The 14,699-nt window shown below is 70.8% G+C and carries 13 protein-coding genes and 1 tRNA gene; 2 read left to right on the top strand and 12 right to left on the bottom strand.

The features are described 5' to 3' along the window. Position 1: 1 nt before the first annotated feature. From OG230_RS14715 to OG230_RS14725, 3 genes are all read right to left on the bottom strand, one after another. A complete protein-coding gene (locus OG230_RS14715; RefSeq protein ID WP_328910660.1) occupies positions 2-2,323 on the bottom strand; it encodes a hypothetical protein in 2,322 nt (773 codons plus the stop codon). Further along, the gene (locus OG230_RS14720; protein ID WP_328910661.1) at positions 2,320-3,144 is read right to left on the bottom strand and encodes a hypothetical protein; all 825 of its coding nucleotides are present in this window, start codon (positions 3,142-3,144) and stop codon (positions 2,320-2,322) included. Before OG230_RS14720 ends, OG230_RS14715 begins: the two co-directional genes overlap by 4 nt. Before the next feature lie 160 nt (positions 3,145-3,304). After that, a complete protein-coding gene (locus tag OG230_RS14725; RefSeq protein WP_328910662.1) occupies positions 3,305-4,120 on the bottom strand; it encodes an exodeoxyribonuclease III in 816 nt (271 codons plus the stop codon). A 50-nt stretch (positions 4,121-4,170) separates the two neighbouring features. On the opposite strand from OG230_RS14725, the gene OG230_RS14730 reads away from it, so the two are divergent. Next, positions 4,171-4,656 carry a GNAT family N-acetyltransferase gene (locus tag OG230_RS14730; RefSeq protein ID WP_328910663.1) on the top strand — a complete coding sequence of 162 codons (486 nt, stop codon included), beginning with the start codon at positions 4,171-4,173 and terminating at the stop codon, positions 4,654-4,656. A 6-nt stretch (positions 4,657-4,662) separates the two neighbouring features. Here OG230_RS14730 and OG230_RS14735 read toward each other — a convergent pair whose 3' ends face one another. From OG230_RS14735 to galU, 8 genes are all read right to left on the bottom strand, one after another. After that, positions 4,663-5,463 carry an alpha/beta fold hydrolase gene (locus OG230_RS14735; protein ID WP_328910664.1) on the bottom strand — a complete coding sequence of 267 codons (801 nt, stop codon included), beginning with the start codon at positions 5,461-5,463 and terminating at the stop codon, positions 4,663-4,665. A gap of 157 nt (positions 5,464-5,620) precedes the next feature. Continuing rightward, positions 5,621-5,694: transfer RNA gene (locus OG230_RS14740), tRNA-Ala, on the bottom strand. Positions 5,695-5,779: 85 nt separating this feature from the next. Then, positions 5,780-6,967: a divisome protein SepX/GlpR gene (gene sepX / locus OG230_RS14745; RefSeq protein WP_443051551.1), complete on the bottom strand. Its 1,188-nt coding sequence runs from the start codon at positions 6,965-6,967 to the stop codon at positions 5,780-5,782. A 157-nt stretch (positions 6,968-7,124) separates the two neighbouring features. Next, a complete protein-coding gene (locus tag OG230_RS14750; protein WP_328910666.1) occupies positions 7,125-7,745 on the bottom strand; it encodes a GNAT family N-acetyltransferase in 621 nt (206 codons plus the stop codon). Positions 7,746-7,762: 17 nt separating this feature from the next. Further along, positions 7,763-8,287 carry a MogA/MoaB family molybdenum cofactor biosynthesis protein gene (locus tag OG230_RS14755; protein ID WP_328910667.1) on the bottom strand — a complete coding sequence of 175 codons (525 nt, stop codon included), beginning with the start codon at positions 8,285-8,287 and terminating at the stop codon, positions 7,763-7,765. Beyond that, the gene (gene moaC / locus OG230_RS14760; RefSeq protein ID WP_328910668.1) at positions 8,284-8,784 is read right to left on the bottom strand and encodes a cyclic pyranopterin monophosphate synthase MoaC; all 501 of its coding nucleotides are present in this window, start codon (positions 8,782-8,784) and stop codon (positions 8,284-8,286) included. Before moaC ends, OG230_RS14755 begins: the two co-directional genes overlap by 4 nt. A 125-nt stretch (positions 8,785-8,909) precedes the next feature. Next, positions 8,910-10,220: a molybdotransferase-like divisome protein Glp gene (glp, locus tag OG230_RS14765; RefSeq protein ID WP_328910669.1), complete on the bottom strand. Its 1,311-nt coding sequence runs from the start codon at positions 10,218-10,220 to the stop codon at positions 8,910-8,912. Between the two features lie 4 nt (positions 10,221-10,224). After that, the gene (galU, locus tag OG230_RS14770) at positions 10,225-11,127 is read right to left on the bottom strand and encodes a UTP--glucose-1-phosphate uridylyltransferase GalU (protein WP_328910670.1); all 903 of its coding nucleotides are present in this window, start codon (positions 11,125-11,127) and stop codon (positions 10,225-10,227) included. Positions 11,128-11,221: 94 nt separating this feature from the next. Between galU and OG230_RS14775 the strand changes: the two genes are divergently transcribed. Then, positions 11,222-11,821, top strand: coding sequence for a 5-formyltetrahydrofolate cyclo-ligase (locus OG230_RS14775; RefSeq protein WP_328910671.1), 600 nt, complete (start codon positions 11,222-11,224; stop codon positions 11,819-11,821). Here the strand turns inward: OG230_RS14775 and OG230_RS14780 are convergent. Further along, complete coding sequence (locus OG230_RS14780; RefSeq protein WP_328910672.1) at positions 11,818-14,568, bottom strand: penicillin acylase family protein; 2,751 nt, start codon at positions 14,566-14,568, stop codon at positions 11,818-11,820. The two genes, OG230_RS14775 and OG230_RS14780, sit on opposite strands and share 4 nt — an antisense overlap. Positions 14,569-14,699 lie beyond the last annotated feature (131 nt).

Genomic DNA, 14,699 nt, shown 5'->3' on the forward strand with positions numbered 1-14,699 from the left:
GTCACACGTGCTCCTGGTCGAGTCGATCGTGTACGGCGGCGGCGACGACCGGCAGCGGGGCCAGGTTCTCCGGATCGGTCCAGCCGTCGGCGAAGCGCCGCAGGGTCCGGCCGGACCGCGGGTCCTGGTACGCGATCGCGCCGATCATCAGCAGGAACATCTCCCGCAGACGGGCGTCCTTCTCGGCCTGCGCGGCCCAGTCGCCGATCACCTGCTGGGCCCGTTCACGCAGGAAGAGGTGGTTGAGCGCGTCGCGCCACAGCCCGACGTACGCCTCGCGCATCCCCTCCCTCCGGTGGGCGAGATAGAGCAGGGCCGGCCAGGCGGGCACCACCCCGCCGGTCTCCCACTCCCCGCTGTCCACGATCAGCTGCGAGCAGACGATGAGGAAGGCGAGCAGCGCCGTCGGCCGGGCCTGGTGCTTCGCCGCGCCCTCCCGCAGCACCCGGAGCGTCCTCTCCGCACGCTCGTGATCGTCCGCGAGCAGGTCGGTGAAACTGCGCCCCACGGCCACCGCGACCGTCCAGTGGTCCACCACCGCGAGCCGGCCGAGCTCCTCCTCCGAGCGGTCCCCGAGCACCCCCATGCCGTGCACGCGTGCCGCCGTCGCCTGCCCCATCGGTGCGTTCCGGTCGACCAGCCACGTCTCGACGAGCGCCGTCGCCTGCTCCTTGACCCAGGGGTCCTCGCAGCCGACGGACAGGGCGTAGGCGACGGCGTCCCGGAGGTTGGCGTCCTCGCTGTGCGCCCACGCGTGCAGGAGGTGGTCGCAGACATAGGTGTACGACTCGGCGGCGATGACGCCCAGGGACGCGGCGCCGTAGATGCGCACCTGTTCCGAGGGGTCGTTGACCAGGGAGGTCAGCCACTCCAGCAGTTCCGTCTGGATGCCGTACTGGTTCCAGGCGTGCCGGATGACCCGCGGCGGATAGCCGGGGTCCTTGTACTCCAGGGCGTCCCCCGGCTCACCGCGGTCCCGCTGCACGGTGCGGCCCGCCTGGCGCTGCTTGCCGACCGTGCGGGCCCGCAGACGGGCCAGCCGCCGCCGGCGCGGCTGCGCGAACGGGTCGTGGACGTGCGGAAGGCGCCCGTCGGGTCCCGGCGCCCTGAGGTAGGGGGCCTTGTCGTCCAGCAGCTGTTCCAGGGAACGGGCGGCCTGCGCGACGTTCTCCTGGGGCAGCCCGTTGAGCACGGCGAGCGCGAGCGCGAAACAGCGGGTCGAGCGGTCCGGCAGACTCTCGACCCAGATCTCGAAGTCCTCGTCCGCGAGCCGGTTCCGGCTCTCCCTGATCCGCTGCGGGTCCAGGTCCCCGGCCTCGTAGTCGTCCGCGAGCACGGCCCCCAGCTCGGCGGCCTGCCGGCACGCGGGATCACCGGCGAGCAGTTCGCCCAGCAGTTCGTGGACGTCCGCCCGCGCCAGCAGCCGGTCGGTGTGACGCGCGCCCAGCCGCCAGCGCACATGGGCCCGCGCGACGGCCAGGGTGTCGGGCGCCTCGGTCAGGTCGAGCACCCCGGCGAGCAGTTCGCTGTCCGCGACCTCGGTGCTCGCCACGGTCAGCACCATCCAGGCGTTCGCGTGCGAGAGCGCCCCCTGCACCTTCTCGTAGACCTCGCCGCTGAGGTTGCCGATGTCCGCGGGCTGGTCGAGCAGGAAGCCCACGCCGCTCTCGATACCGCCGTCGCCGCTCTCCAGACTGTCGGCGAGCGCGGCGAGCGCGACCCTGCTGTCCAGGTGGTGGATGGGCCCCTCGCAGGCGCCCTGGAGCAGACGGACGGCGAGGGCGCTCTTGCCGTACCCCGGCGCCCCGCGCAGGATGACGATCTTCTGCCGCAGGAGGGCTTCCCTGGCCGCGCCGAACTCGGCCGGCTCGTGGTACGCGTGGCGCACCCGCTCGTCGATGAGCGGGGACAGGACGCGCGGCTCCTTGCGCCCGCCGTCGACGAGGACGTACTTGTTCCCGCCGACCACGTCGCCCTGGACGTTCGCGAAGGCGTTCTGGAGATGGCCGTGGCGCATCGAGCCCTGGCCCAGCTGCCCGGTGGCCTCCGAAGCCTCGGGTCCGGCACCGGAGGGTGCCGCCTCGGGGCGCCCCGGCGCATCGGGCCCACCGCCCTGCGCACCGCCCCCCGGACCCGGCCGGTCCCCACCCGCGGGCGGCGCCGGCTGCCCGGGTCCGGCACCGGGTCCCGGACCCGCTCCCTGGCCCGGTACGGGTGGTGCGGGCGAACCGCCCGCACCACCCGTCGGACCCCCCGTACCGCCCGCCGGACCGCTCCCCGCTGCGGCACCGGCGGGAGGCGCTCCCCCGGTCGGTGTGGTCATGGCCGTTCGGGACGTGACGTCCCGTACGAGACAGTCTTGTTGCCCGCCACCTGGTCACCGTGGACGACACCGGCGGTGAAACTCACGGACGGCGGCACCGGGCCGGCCGGGGGCGCGGCCTGCGCCTCCTGCGGAGCCGGAGCAGGCGCGGGGCCCCCGCGGTCCCGCTGTTCACGGCCGCCGCCCTGGGCACGCGCGGACGGCGAGCCCTGCGCGGCGCGTCCGCCGCGCCGGCCGGCCGCCGGGGGCGTCGCCGGCAGGCCGGGCGGCGCGGGCAGCCCGGGAACGGTCACCCAACTCTCGATCGCCAGACCGTGCTTGGCCGCGAAGGGCATCCGCAGATAGGCCGCCGGGTCGATCCCGCGATGCGCGTGCCGGACCAGACCGCGGTAGATCTCGTCGGAGACGACGAAGACCATCCGGGACGACTCGGCGGCGCTCAGCACCTCGCGCAGGGGCCCCGCGTCCACGAGCCTGCAGGCCATGTTGACCGCGTCGCCCGACCAGCCCTGCGGGTCCCTCGTGACCAGCCCCTGATGCAGGGCGAGCCGGAAGCGCATGGCGTACGCCCGGCTGAACATCCGTGCGCACTGGACCAGTTCCTCGTCGAGCTCACGGACGAACGCCCCCACGAGCGCGGCCGGCGCCACCGCCCCCGAGACGATCATGAGGACCCCGTCACCGCGGTCCTCGAAGGAGATGGCCCCCAGCTCGACACCCGCCCGGGTGAGCGCGGCTTCGAGCACCTCGTACATCGTTCCCCGCAGCGACCGCTGCACCGGATCGGGGCGCGTACTGAAGTTCTCGATGTCGAGAACCATGATCCAGCAGTGTGTGGCTTCACCCGTCATAGCCGTACCTTCCCGGAGCAGCTCAGCTCAGCTGCACCAGTAGTACGACACGAACGACCGTCCGGTCTACGACAGTTGACTCACAGCCAGATATGGCCGGATCACTACGGTCACCCGCCGGCCCCCGGCGTCACCGCTCGTACGTGACCGTCACCGGCGCATGGTCGCTCCACCGCTCCTCGTGCGTGGCCGCACGCTCGACCCACGCCTTGACCGCGCGCGCGGCCAGCCCCGGAGTCGCCACCTGGTAGTCGATGCGCCAGCCCGAATCGTTGTCGAAGGCCCGCCCGCGGTAGGACCACCAGGAGTAGGGGCCCTCGGTGTCCGGATGCAGCGCCCGCATCACGTCCACGTACGCGGCCTCGTCGAAGACCCGGTCCATCCAGGCGCGCTCCTCCGGCAGGAATCCGGAGTTCTTCTTGTTGGCCTTCCAGTTCTTCAGGTCGGCCTCCCGGTGCGCGATGTTCCAGTCGCCGCAGACCACCACCTCGCGACCCTCGGCGGCCGACCGCTCCTTGAGCCCCATTAGATACGGCAGGAACGCGGCCATGAACCGCTCCTTCGCCTCCTGCCGCTCCGTGCCGACCTCACCGGAGGGCAGATAGAGGCTCGCGACCGTGACGCCCGGCAGGTCGACCTCGACGTACCGGCCGCTCGCGTCGAACTCCGCGCCCTCGGCCCCGGCGAATCCACCGAAGCCGATCTGCACCCGCTCCGGCACGTGCCGCGTATAGAGGGAGACGCCCGCGCGCCCCTTGGCGGCGGCGGGCGCGTGCACGACGTGCCAGCCCTCGGGCTCCCGGACCTCGGCGGGGAGCTGCTGCGGCTCGGCACGGACCTCCTGGAGGCAGATCGCGTCGGCGTCGGTCCCCGCCAGCCACTCGACGAAGCCCTTCTTGGCGGCAGCGCGGAGTCCGTTCACATTTACTGTGGTCACAGTGAGCATCCGGGAACAATACCGACAGAGCCGGATCGCATACATGTACCATAGCCCGTATGAATATCCAGCCTCGGCCTTTCGACCACCCCGATGCCGTCAAACTCAACGACCAGGTCCAGCTCGAATACGCCGAGCGCTACGGGGACGAGGGCGACATCACACCCCTCGACGCGACCATGTTCGACCCGCCGAACGGGCTGTATCTACTCGCCTACGACGAGTCGGACCGCCCGGTCGCCACCGGCGGCTGGCGCACCCAGGACGAGAACGACGAGGGCTACTCCGACGGCGACGCCGAGATCAAGCGGATGTTCGTCGTGCCCGAGGGGCGCGGCCACGGCCTGGCCCGTCGCATCCTCGCCACCCTGGAAGCCGACGCGCGCGCCGCCGGCCGTACGCGCATGGTCCTGGAGACCGGCGACCAGCAGCCCGAGGCGATCGCCCTGTACACCTCCAGCGGCTACGAGACCTGCGCGAAGTTCGGCCACTACCGCACGTACGAGAGCAGCATCTGCATGGCCAAGCCGCTCCAGCAGCCCTGAGCCGCCTCACACGCAGGCGAGGAACCCGAGCAGAGCCGCGTTGAACCGTTCCGGCTGCTCCAGGTTGGGCAGGTGTCCCGCCCGCTCGACGACGGCGAGCCCCGACCCCGGGATCAGTCCGTGCGTGTCCCGGGCCTCCTCCACCGGCGTGTAGCCGTCGTCCGCACCGACGACGACCAGGACCGGCACCCGGGCAGCGGCGAGCGACTCCCGGTAGTCGGGCCGCTCGGCCCGCCCACGCAGGGCGGCGGCGGCCCCCTCGGGCGCGGTGGCCCGCATCATGCGCCGGACGTGGGCGGCGACTTCGGGTAGCTCCGTGACGTTGTACGGGGCCAGCATCCGGCCGATCACCTCGTCCGCGTACCCGCCCATACCCTCGGCGAGCAGACGGTCGGCCATGCCGTTGCGGAAGACCTTGCCCTCCTCGGTCTCGGCGACCGGCGAGGTGTCGGCGAGCACCAGCCCGAGGACCCGCGCCCCATACGCGCGATGGAACTCCATGGCGATCTGCCCGCCCATGGACAGCCCGCATACGACCGCCCGCTCCACCTCCAGGTGGTCGAGGAGCTCGGCGACGTCGTCCGCGAAGTCCGACAGCAGGGTGCGGCCCGGGACGACACCGCTGGCACCGTAGCCGCGCAGATCCGGTGCGATCACCCGGAATCCGGCCCGCACGAGCACGTCCACCTGCGGCTGCCACATGCTCCGGTCGAAGGGGTGCCCGTGCACGAGGACGACGGGAAGCCCGCCGGACGGGCCCAGGTCGTCGTAGTCGGTACCGAAGCCGTGCCGCGTGGTGAATTCCATGCCGCTTCCCATCCCCCGGGTCGGAAACCTCTGCGATCACCCTAGGCGGTGCCCACGAGGTCCCGCCCGCACCATCTGAGTGACGGCCCCTCAAGGGCGGACACTCCACGCCAAAGAGCCCCTACCGAGTTTCCCCGGTAGGGGCTCTGAGCTGCGGTGGACCTGTGGGGATTTGAACCCCAGACCCCCTCGATGCGAACGAGGTGCGCTACCAGACTGCGCCACAGGCCCTTGCAACGAGTGAAACTTTAGCACCCCTGGAGGGGTGCTTGGAAATCCGTTCCCCGCTGGTCAGCGGAGTCGGCGTCCCGAGGTCTCACTCATTGGCCGCACGAGGGCGGTCGCCCTCGTCGTACTGGTCGAAGAGCGGGGTCCGGCCGCGGTCGCGATTGCGGCGGGACTGGCTGCCGCGCTGGCGTGGCGCCGGGTCCACCGGAGGTGCGACGGGGTGCGAGGTGCCCGTCTGGGTGGGCTCCGCGGTGCTGGAGCGCGCGGCGCTCCAGGTCTCGGGGTCGTTGACCTCGACGCCCCCCGTGGCGCGCGGGGCGACCGGGGCGGTGACGTAGGTCGGGAGCGGCACGGGCACCGGCTCCCAGCTGTCGCCCTGGACCCGGCCGCGCTCGCGCTGCTGGTCGACCCATTCCGCGTGGTCCGTCTGCTCGACGAGGGCGCGGCGGCCGGCCTCCTGCGGGGAGACGGTGGGTACGGGTTCGGGCTGGGGGTGGCCCGCTTCGGGCTCCTCGTCGGGCTCTGCGGGAGCCGTCGTCGCGGGCTGGTGCCTGCGGGGGCGGTTCTCGCGCAGCCGCTGGGCCGCCATCTCGGCCCGGCGCCGGTCCATGGTGAAGGCGAACCGGTGCCGCTCCTTGGCGCGCAGATGCACGATGTACGTGCTCAACAGCACGGCCGGTACGGCGGGGGCCCACAGGAACCCGAGTCCGCCGACCGCCGCGACGATCGCGCCGAGGGTGAAGGCCAGGAAGAGGACGACGGTCGTACGCCGACGGCGGGCCAGGACCTGCGAGCGCTGGGCCCGCCTGGCGCGCTCGGCATCCGCCTGGGAGGTGCGCGGGCGTCTCGGGGGAGCAGACCGCTCCTGAGGCGCGCGCCCCTGCGCCGCCCGGCGCTCCCCGGGCGTGGAGTCGGGCGCCTGGCGCTCCGGAGCCGGACGTCCCGACGCACGCTCCGAGGCGTGCGCCGGGTCGTGCACCCGGGCTTCGGTATGCGCCGGAGGCGCGGCAAAGGCCCGGACGTCCACGGAATCCATTCGGTCCGTGGCCGCGTCCGGGTCGACGTCGGGCGTCGCCTCCTCGGCGGTGCGCTCTTCCAACTCCTTGGCGTACCGGCGCTCCATGGCCGCCCGTCCGGACAGCAGCCGGATGGCGGTGCTGAAGCGTTCCGTCGGACGCGCTTCGTTGAGCTCGTCCTGCCGGCGAAGCCACATCGGCACCAAGTAGGCGGCCCAGGCCCCGACGATGACTGCGTAGATGAGGCCGCTGCTGCTCACGCTCACACCGTAGAGGGGTTTGCGCGGAGGCATCCGCCAATTGGCCCGGTGTGTCGCACGATCTAGCTGATATCACGGACTTTTTTTGTGATTGTTCAGATCAACAGTCGACGTTTGCGGCTTCGTTAGCTGTCAGAGTGCGATCAATTTCGAACACTTATTTCATTTCACGGGGAGTGCGCGGAGTACCGGGTCGCGACTGGTGCCAACGCCGCAGCATCCCCTCGGGAACCTCGTCCGCGGTGAGCGCGTAGATCAGGTGGTCCCGCCAGGCGCCGTCGATGTGGAGATAGCGTGGACGCAGCCCTTCCTCGCGGAATCCGAGTTTCTCCACGACTCTCCGGCTGGGCACGTTCTCCGGGCGAATGCACACCTCGATGCGGTGGAGCCCGACCGTGCGGAAACAGTGGTCGACGGCGAGCGCGACGGCGGTCGGCATGACGCCCCGGCCGGCCACGCCCTGGTCGACCCAGTAGCCGATATGGCCCGAGCACATCGAACCCCAGGTGATCCCGGCGACCGTCAACTGGCCGACGAGCTCGCCCTCGTACTCGATCGCGAAGGGCAGCATCCGGCCGGCGTTCGCCTCCGTGCGCAGATGGCGGACCATCTGACGGTACGTGGGACGCTGCGCCACCGGGCCGCCCGGGGCGGGCGGCGGAACGGTCGCCTCCCAGGGGCGCAGCCAGTCGCGGTTGCGCCGGTTGACCTCACGCCAGACGCGCTGGTCACGCAGTTTTATGGGGCGCAGGACGATCTCGCCGTCGCGGAGCGTCACCGGCCAGGTCGGGACGTTCAGCTCGGGCTCCCCGGTCGGGGGTGGTCGCCACCGCGGAGTTGGTCGACGGCGTGCACCAGAAGCCGGCCGAGGACGGCGAGCCCGTCGCGCACGCCGCCCGTGGAGCCCGGCAGGTTCACGATGAGCGTGCGGTCCGCGACACCGGCGAGACCGCGGGAGAGCGCCGCGGTGGGGACCTTGTCGCGGCCCTCGGCCCGGATCGCCTCGGGGATGCCGGGGATCTCGTGGTCGAGGACGCGACGGGTGACCTCGGGGGTGCGGTCGGTCGGCGAGATGCCCGTACCGCCGGTGGTGACGATCACGTCGTACCCGGCTGCCGCTCCCGCACGCAGTGCGGCTTCCACCGGATCGCCGTCGGGGACGACCTGCGGTCCGTCGACGGTGAACCCGAGCCCGCCGAGGGCCTCGGCGATCAGCGGGCCGCCCTTGTCGGCGTAGACACCGGCGGACGCCCGGTTCGACGCGGTGACCACGAGGGCGCGGTACGGGGCAGCGGCCCCGCCGGTTCCGGACCCGCTCATGCGTCCGCTCCTTCCGGCGACGGGCGCCGGTAGTCGCCGGACTTGCCGCCCGACTTCGCCTCGACCCTGACGTCCGTGATCACGGCGGCCTTGTCGACCGCCTTGACCATGTCGATGACGGTGAGCGCGGCGACCGAGACGGCGGTCAGGGCCTCCATCTCGACGCCCGTGCGGTCGGTGGTCTTCACCGTGGCGGTGATCTCCACCGCGTCGTCGGCGACGCCCAGGTCGACGTTCACACCCGAGACGGCGAGCGGGTGGCAGAGCGGGATCAGGTCCGGGGTGCGCTTGGCGCCCATGATTCCGGCGATCCGGGCCGTGGCGAGCGCGTCCCCCTTGGGGACGCCCTCGCCCCTGAGCAGTTCGATGACGCGCGGCGAGACGAGGACCCGGCCGCTGGCCCGGGCGACGCGCGTGGTGACGTCCTTGTCCGATACGTCGACCATCCGGGCCGCGCCCGCCTCGTCGATGTGCGTCAGCCTGTTCTGCGTACTCACTGAACTCCGCCTAGCGGTAGGGCGCCGGTTGCCCGCTCGGCCCGCACCGTGGTGCGGGCCGGGGGTCCGGGGGGTGTCCCCCGGGAAGGCACAGCGGCAGATACCGTACCGCCACCGGACGGCCGTCAGCGGAGCAGGATGACCTCGGTCGCCGTGCCGGGCTCGGCGGAGGTGACGTCCTCGGGCAGCACGATCAGTGCGTCGGCCTGGGCGAGTGCGGCGATCAGGTGCGATCCGGAACCGCCGACAGGAGTGACGGTGCCCGCCTCCGCGTCGTACGTCCCACGCAGGAACTGGCGCTTGCCGGCCGGCGAGGAGAGTGCCTTGTCGGCGGCGAGCGTCGCGGTGACCTTCGGCCGGTGGACGTCGTCGAGGCCCATCAGGGTGCGGATCGCGGGCCGGACGAACAGCTCGAAGGAGACGTAACTGGAGACCGGGTTGCCCGGCAGCGCGAGCAGGGGCGTGTGGTCGGGGCCGATCGAGCCGAAGCCCTGCGGCTTGCCGGGCTGCATGGCCAGCTTGCGGAAGTCGATGCCGCTGCCCGGCTCGTCCTCGTCACCCACCGAGGAGAGCGCCTCCTTGACCACGTCGTACGCGCCGACGCTGACGCCACCGGTGGTGACGACGATGTCTGCACGGATCAACTGGTCCTCGATCGTGGCCCGCAGTGTCTCGGCGTCGTCGGCGACGGCGCCGACCCGGTACGCGATGGCTCCCGCGTCCCGGGCGGCGGCCGTCAGCGCGAAGCTGTTGGAGTCGTAGATCCGGCCGCCGGTCAGCTCCTCGCCGGGCTGCACCAGCTCGCTGCCGGTGGACAGGACGACGACGCGGGGGCGGGGGCGCACCTTCACCGTCGAGCGGCCGATCGCGGCGAGCAGTCCGATCTGCGGCGGTCCGACGACCGAGCCCGCGCGCAGCGCCAGGTCACCGGGCTGCACGTCGCTGCCCCTGGCCCGGACGTGGGCGCGGGCGCCGACCGGGCGGTGGACCCGGACCTCGCCGCTCGCGCCTTCGGGGGCGTCGCTGTGGGCGCGCATGGTGGCGGCCGGGCCCTCGCCCGTGCCGCCGTCGGTCCACTCGACCGGGACCACCGCTTCGGCTCCGGGCGGCAGCGGGGCGCCGGTCATGATGCGGGCGGCCTCCCCGGGGCCCACGGTCTGATCACCGGTCAGCCCCTCGCTGCCCGCGGCGACATCACCGATGACCGTGAGGACGGCGGGGAACTCCTCGCTCGCGCCCTCGACATCGGCGATCCGGACCGCGTAGCCGTCCATCGAGCTGTTGTCGAAGGGCGGCAGGGCGATCTCCACCATGACGTCCTCGACCAGGACGCAGCCCTGGGCGTCGGGCAGTTGCAGCTCGATGGGTTCGAGCGGCTTCACCGAGCCCAGGATGTCGTCCAGGTGTTCGTCCACCGACCAGATGGTGCTGCTCACGGTGTTACATCTCCTCGGTGACATATCTGCGCAGCCAGGACCGGAAGTCCGGTCCCAGGTCTTCACGTTCGCACGCGAGTCTGACAATGGCACGCAGATAGTCGCCCCGGTCGCCGGTGTCATAGCGACGGCCCTTGAAGACGACACCGTGCACCGGTCCGCCGATCTTCTCGTCCTCGGCCAGGAGCTGCAGCGCGTCCGTGAGCTGGATCTCGCCGCCGCGGCCCGGCTCGGTGTGACGCAGTATGTCGAAGATGGACGGGTCCAGGACGTACCGGCCGATGATGGCGAGGTTGCTGGGCGCGTCCGCCGCGTCGGGCTTCTCCACCAGGCCGGTGATGCGCACGACGTCGCCTTCGGCGGTGGGCTCCGCCGCCGCGCAGCCGTACATGTGGATCTGGGCGGGGTCGACCTCCAACAGCGCGATGACGCTGCCGCCCTCGCGCTCCTGGATGTCGACCATCCGGGAGAGCAGCGGGTCGCGCGGGTCGATCAGGTCGTCCCCGAGGAGAACGGCGAACGGCTGGTCGCCGACGTGCGGTGCGGCACAGAGCACGGCGTGACCGAGGCCGCGCGGGTCGCCCTGACGTACGTAGTGCATGGTGGCCAGGTCACTGGACTCCTGGACCCTGGAGAGCCGCTCGCCGTCGCCCTTGCGGGTGAGCGCGGACTCCAGTTCGTAGTTCCGGTCGAAGTGGTCTTCGAGAGGACGCTTGTTGCGGCCGGTGATCATCAGCACGTCGGAGAGACCGGCGGCCACCGCCTCTTCGACGACATACTGGATCGCGGGCTTGTCGACGACCGGCAGCATCTCCTTCGGAGTGGCCTTGGTGGCCGGCAGGAAACGTGTGCCGAGACCGGCGGCCGGGATGACGGCCTTGCTGATCCTGGGGGGCGACTGAGTCATGCCCCGAACCATAACGGGTGAGGATGGGCGGAAGATGAGCGTCCGGTTAACTTTGTACTCATTTATACCCATACGAGAATAGTGCGAGTGCCCGTTGAATGACGAAACATCAGGAAAGGCGTCCTTGCGACGCGAACTGCTCGCCGCCCGAGCCCTCCTGACTCCTGAAGACGTCCAGGAGGCCGCCGCGGTTCTCGCCTCGTCGGCATCGGAGCTCCCGGAGCTGTCCGGAGCGCGGACGGTCGCCGCCTATGTGTCCGTGGGGCGCGAACCGGGAACCCTCGCGCTGCTCGACACCCTGCGCGCGCGGGACGTACGGGTCCTGCTTCCGGTGCTGCTCCCCGACAACGACCTGGACTGGGCAGCGTACGAGGGGCCGGAGCACCTCGTACGGGCGGGCCGCGGACTGCGGGAACCGGACGGCGTACGCCTCGGGCCCGCCGCCGTACTGGACGCGGACGCCGTCCTGCTGCCCGGCCTGGCGGTGGACGGGCGTGGGATGCGGCTGGGACGGGGCGGCGGCAGCTACGACCGGGTGCTGGCCCGGCTGTCCGCGGCCGGGGCGCATCCCGCGCTCGTCGTCCTGCTGTACGCGAACGAGGTGGTCGCGCGGGTCCCGGAGGAACCGCACGACCACCCCGTGGACGCCGTGGTGACGCCGGCCGGAGCGCGGCGTTTCAGCGGAAGACCCTAAGGCTTCTTGAGCGTCAGCCTGTCGACCGTGGACTGCTCGACCGCGTCCTTGCCGAAGGACCAGTCGAGCAGTTCTCCGTCGGCCCACTTGTCGGTCTGATCGGTGTAGTGCGCGCTGAACGCGTGCCCGGAGGCACCGGTCAGGTTGATCCAGCGGGACTTGTCCCAGTCCCCCACGTTCACGATCATCCGCATCGAGGGCACCCAGATGACCTCGTAACCGCCCGCCGCGTTCCAGCCGGTGGCGTCGACCGCGGCCTCGCCACCGCTCAGGTTCCACGGTCCGCGGTTGAGGGCCCGCTGGAGCAGGGCCGGGCCTTCGGTACCGAGGGTCTGGTTCCTCAGGGTCAGCTGGTGCAGCCGGCCCCAGCTCCAGGTGGACATGTCCTTGCCGAGCTTGGCGGTCAACTCCCAGCGGGCGTCCTCCATGGCACGCCCGAAGAGGTCGTCACGGCTGTCGAGTGCGTCTTCCCGGCCCTTGGCGGGAACCTTCCACCACTGGTTGTCCTGGTCCTCCACGATGTTCTGGACGACCTGGTACCAGCGGTCGCCGCCGTCCGGCTGCGCCGAGTCCGCGTCACGCTGGCCGCACTCGCGTACGAGCTTCTTCTGCTCGTCCACCGGGCCCGTGCTCTTGGCCGGCGGCACGTTCAGGCAGTCGCCCTCGACGCGCAGTTCCTTGGGGAGCTTGTTGCCGAAGGCCAGCTTGAGGATGTTGCGCCAGACCGCGTTGAAGTAGGCGGCAGCCGCCGAATCGGAGTCCTGGGTGTAGTCCCAGCCCTCCAGCAGCTTCTGTCCCTCGCGGACGTGCTTGTCGGAGACGCTGATCTTCATCAGCTTGGGCACCAGCAGGGCGGCGATCTCGCTGCTGTTGTCCATCTGCATCTTCTGCATGTCGTCGGTCGAGATCTTCTCGCCGCCGTCGATCTTCTTCGCGATCAGGTCGTTGATCCGCTGGCTGCGGGCGCCGTATCCCCAGTCCTCGGTGAGCATGTGGGGGTACTTCTCGTCGATGACGGCCTGGTTGGCGGTGACGATGTAGCCGCGCTCCGGGTTGTACTCGTAGGGCAGCTCGTCGAAGGGGATCGGCTCCTTCTTCCAGCCGTACTCCGAGGTCCAGCCGGGGCTCGGCAGCCTGCCGTCGCCGTTGACGCGGACCGGTATCGTCCCGGGGGCCTGGTAGCCGATGTTGCCCTGGGTGTCGGCGTAGATGAGGTTCTGCGAGGGCACCTCGAAGTGCTCGGCCGCCGCCCGGAACGTCTTGAAGTCCTTGGCCCGGTTGAGCTCGAACACGGCGTCCATGGACTTGCCCGGCTGCAGCGCGGTCCACTTCAGGGCGACCGCGTACCCCTCGCCGCGGTCCGGGGCCGAGTTGGTGACGGGGGCCTTCTGGCCGACCTTCTCCAGCTCGTTGCTGCGGTCGGAGACCAAGGGGCCGTTGTTGGTCTCGCGGACCGTGATGTGACGGTCCTTGCCGCCCGCGACCTTGATGGTCTCCTCGCGGGTCGTGAACGCCTTCACCTTGCCGTCGTACTGGTACCCCTCACCGGAGATCTTCTCCAGGAAGAGGTCGGTGACGTCGGCGCCGAGGTTGGTGAACCCCCAGGCGATGTCCTGGTTGTGGCCGATGATGACGCCGGGCATCCCGGAGAAGGTGTAGCCGGCGGTGTCGTACTGGCAGGACGCCGAGACGGTCCGGCAGTGCAGCCCCATCTGGTACCAGAGCGAGGGCAGCATCGGCGCCAGGTGCGGGTCGTTGGCGAGCAGCGGCTTGTCCGTCGTCGTGTACCTGCCGGAGACGACCCAGGAGTTCGATCCGATGCCGCTGCCGTTCGGGCCGAGCAGTGCGGGGATCTCGTCGAGGGTGTCGGCGAGCGAGGAGAGCTGCGTGCTGAGGCCTTGGGTGGCGCCCGCCGCGGTGCCGGCACCGGTGCCGATGTCGTCCGACGGCTGGGCGGCCGGGTCGAACTTCCCGGTCACCGGGGAGATCGCACCCTGCTCGACGATCGGCCGGTGCTTCTCGAAGGGATAGTCCGGGTACAGGTCCTCGATCTGCTTCGCGCTGAGCCGACTGGTCATCAGGGAGCGGTCGATCTCGTCCTGCATGTTGCCGCGCAGGTCCCAGGCCATGGCCTTCAGCCAGGCGACCGAGTCGACCGGGGTCCACTCGGTGGGCTTGTAGTCGTTGGTCAGCCCCAGCGCCGCGTACTCGACGGAGATGTCCTTGCCGTCCTTGCCCTTCAGGTACGCGTTCACACCCTCCGCGTAGGACTGGAGGTTCTTCTTGGTGTCCGCGTCGAGGACGGTGTCGTACTCCTTCTGCGCGACCTGGCGCCAGCCGAGGGTGCGCAGGAAGGCGTCGGTCTCGACCTGACCGGAACCGAACATCTCGGAGAGCCGGCCGGACGTCATGTGACGGCGGACGTCCATCTCCCAGAAGCGGTCCTGGGCCTGTACGAAGCCCTGGGCGCGGAAGAGGTCGGCGTCGGAGTCCGCGTAGATCTGCGGGATTCCGTAGTCGTCGCGGCGGACGTCCACATCGGCGCCGAGACCGTCGAGTTCGATCGAGCCGGTGGTCTGCGGGTAGGAGGCCCGCACCGTGGAAACGGACCAGAACGCGCCGTAGCCGACACCCGCGACAAGCGCCAGCACCAGGACGATCACGAGCAGGCGGGCGCGTCGCCCCTTCTTCCTGCCGGGCTTCTTCGCATCGGAAGAACCGGAAGAGGCGGTTGTGTTGGCGGGCATCGCTGTCCTTCGAGGGGCAGGGTGGTCCTGGGAGTGCAGGAGCAACCATAGGCGCAGCGCGGAAGCCACTCGGACGCGGTATGGAGATGCATCCATATGCGCACTGCTCGCACGAACGCTCGAAGGCATCA

This window comes from Streptomyces sp. NBC_00234 (assembly GCF_036195325.1).
In the GTDB taxonomy this organism is placed as follows: Bacteria; Actinomycetota; Actinomycetes; order Streptomycetales; family Streptomycetaceae; genus Streptomyces.

Excerpts from the sequence above, each read along its gene's own strand:
- OG230_RS14780 (WP_328910672.1), bottom strand. The coding sequence starts at position 14,568 with ATGCCCGCCAACACAACCGCCTCTTCCGGTTCTTCCGATGCGAAGAAG.
- OG230_RS14735 (WP_328910664.1), bottom strand. The coding sequence starts at position 5,463 with ATGGAATTCACCACGCGGCACGGCTTCGGTACCGACTACGACGACCTG.
- OG230_RS14725 (WP_328910662.1), bottom strand. The coding sequence starts at position 4,120 with ATGCTCACTGTGACCACAGTAAATGTGAACGGACTCCGCGCTGCCGCC.
- OG230_RS14715 (WP_328910660.1), bottom strand. The coding sequence starts at position 2,323 with ATGACCACACCGACCGGGGGAGCGCCTCCCGCCGGTGCCGCAGCGGGG.
- OG230_RS14755 (WP_328910667.1), bottom strand. The coding sequence starts at position 8,287 with ATGAGCGGGTCCGGAACCGGCGGGGCCGCTGCCCCGTACCGCGCCCTC.
- OG230_RS14720 (WP_328910661.1), bottom strand. The coding sequence starts at position 3,144 with ATGGTTCTCGACATCGAGAACTTCAGTACGCGCCCCGATCCGGTGCAG.
- galU (WP_328910670.1), bottom strand. The coding sequence starts at position 11,127 with ATGACTCAGTCGCCCCCCAGGATCAGCAAGGCCGTCATCCCGGCCGCC.
- OG230_RS14730 (WP_328910663.1), top strand. The coding sequence starts at position 4,171 with ATGAATATCCAGCCTCGGCCTTTCGACCACCCCGATGCCGTCAAACTC.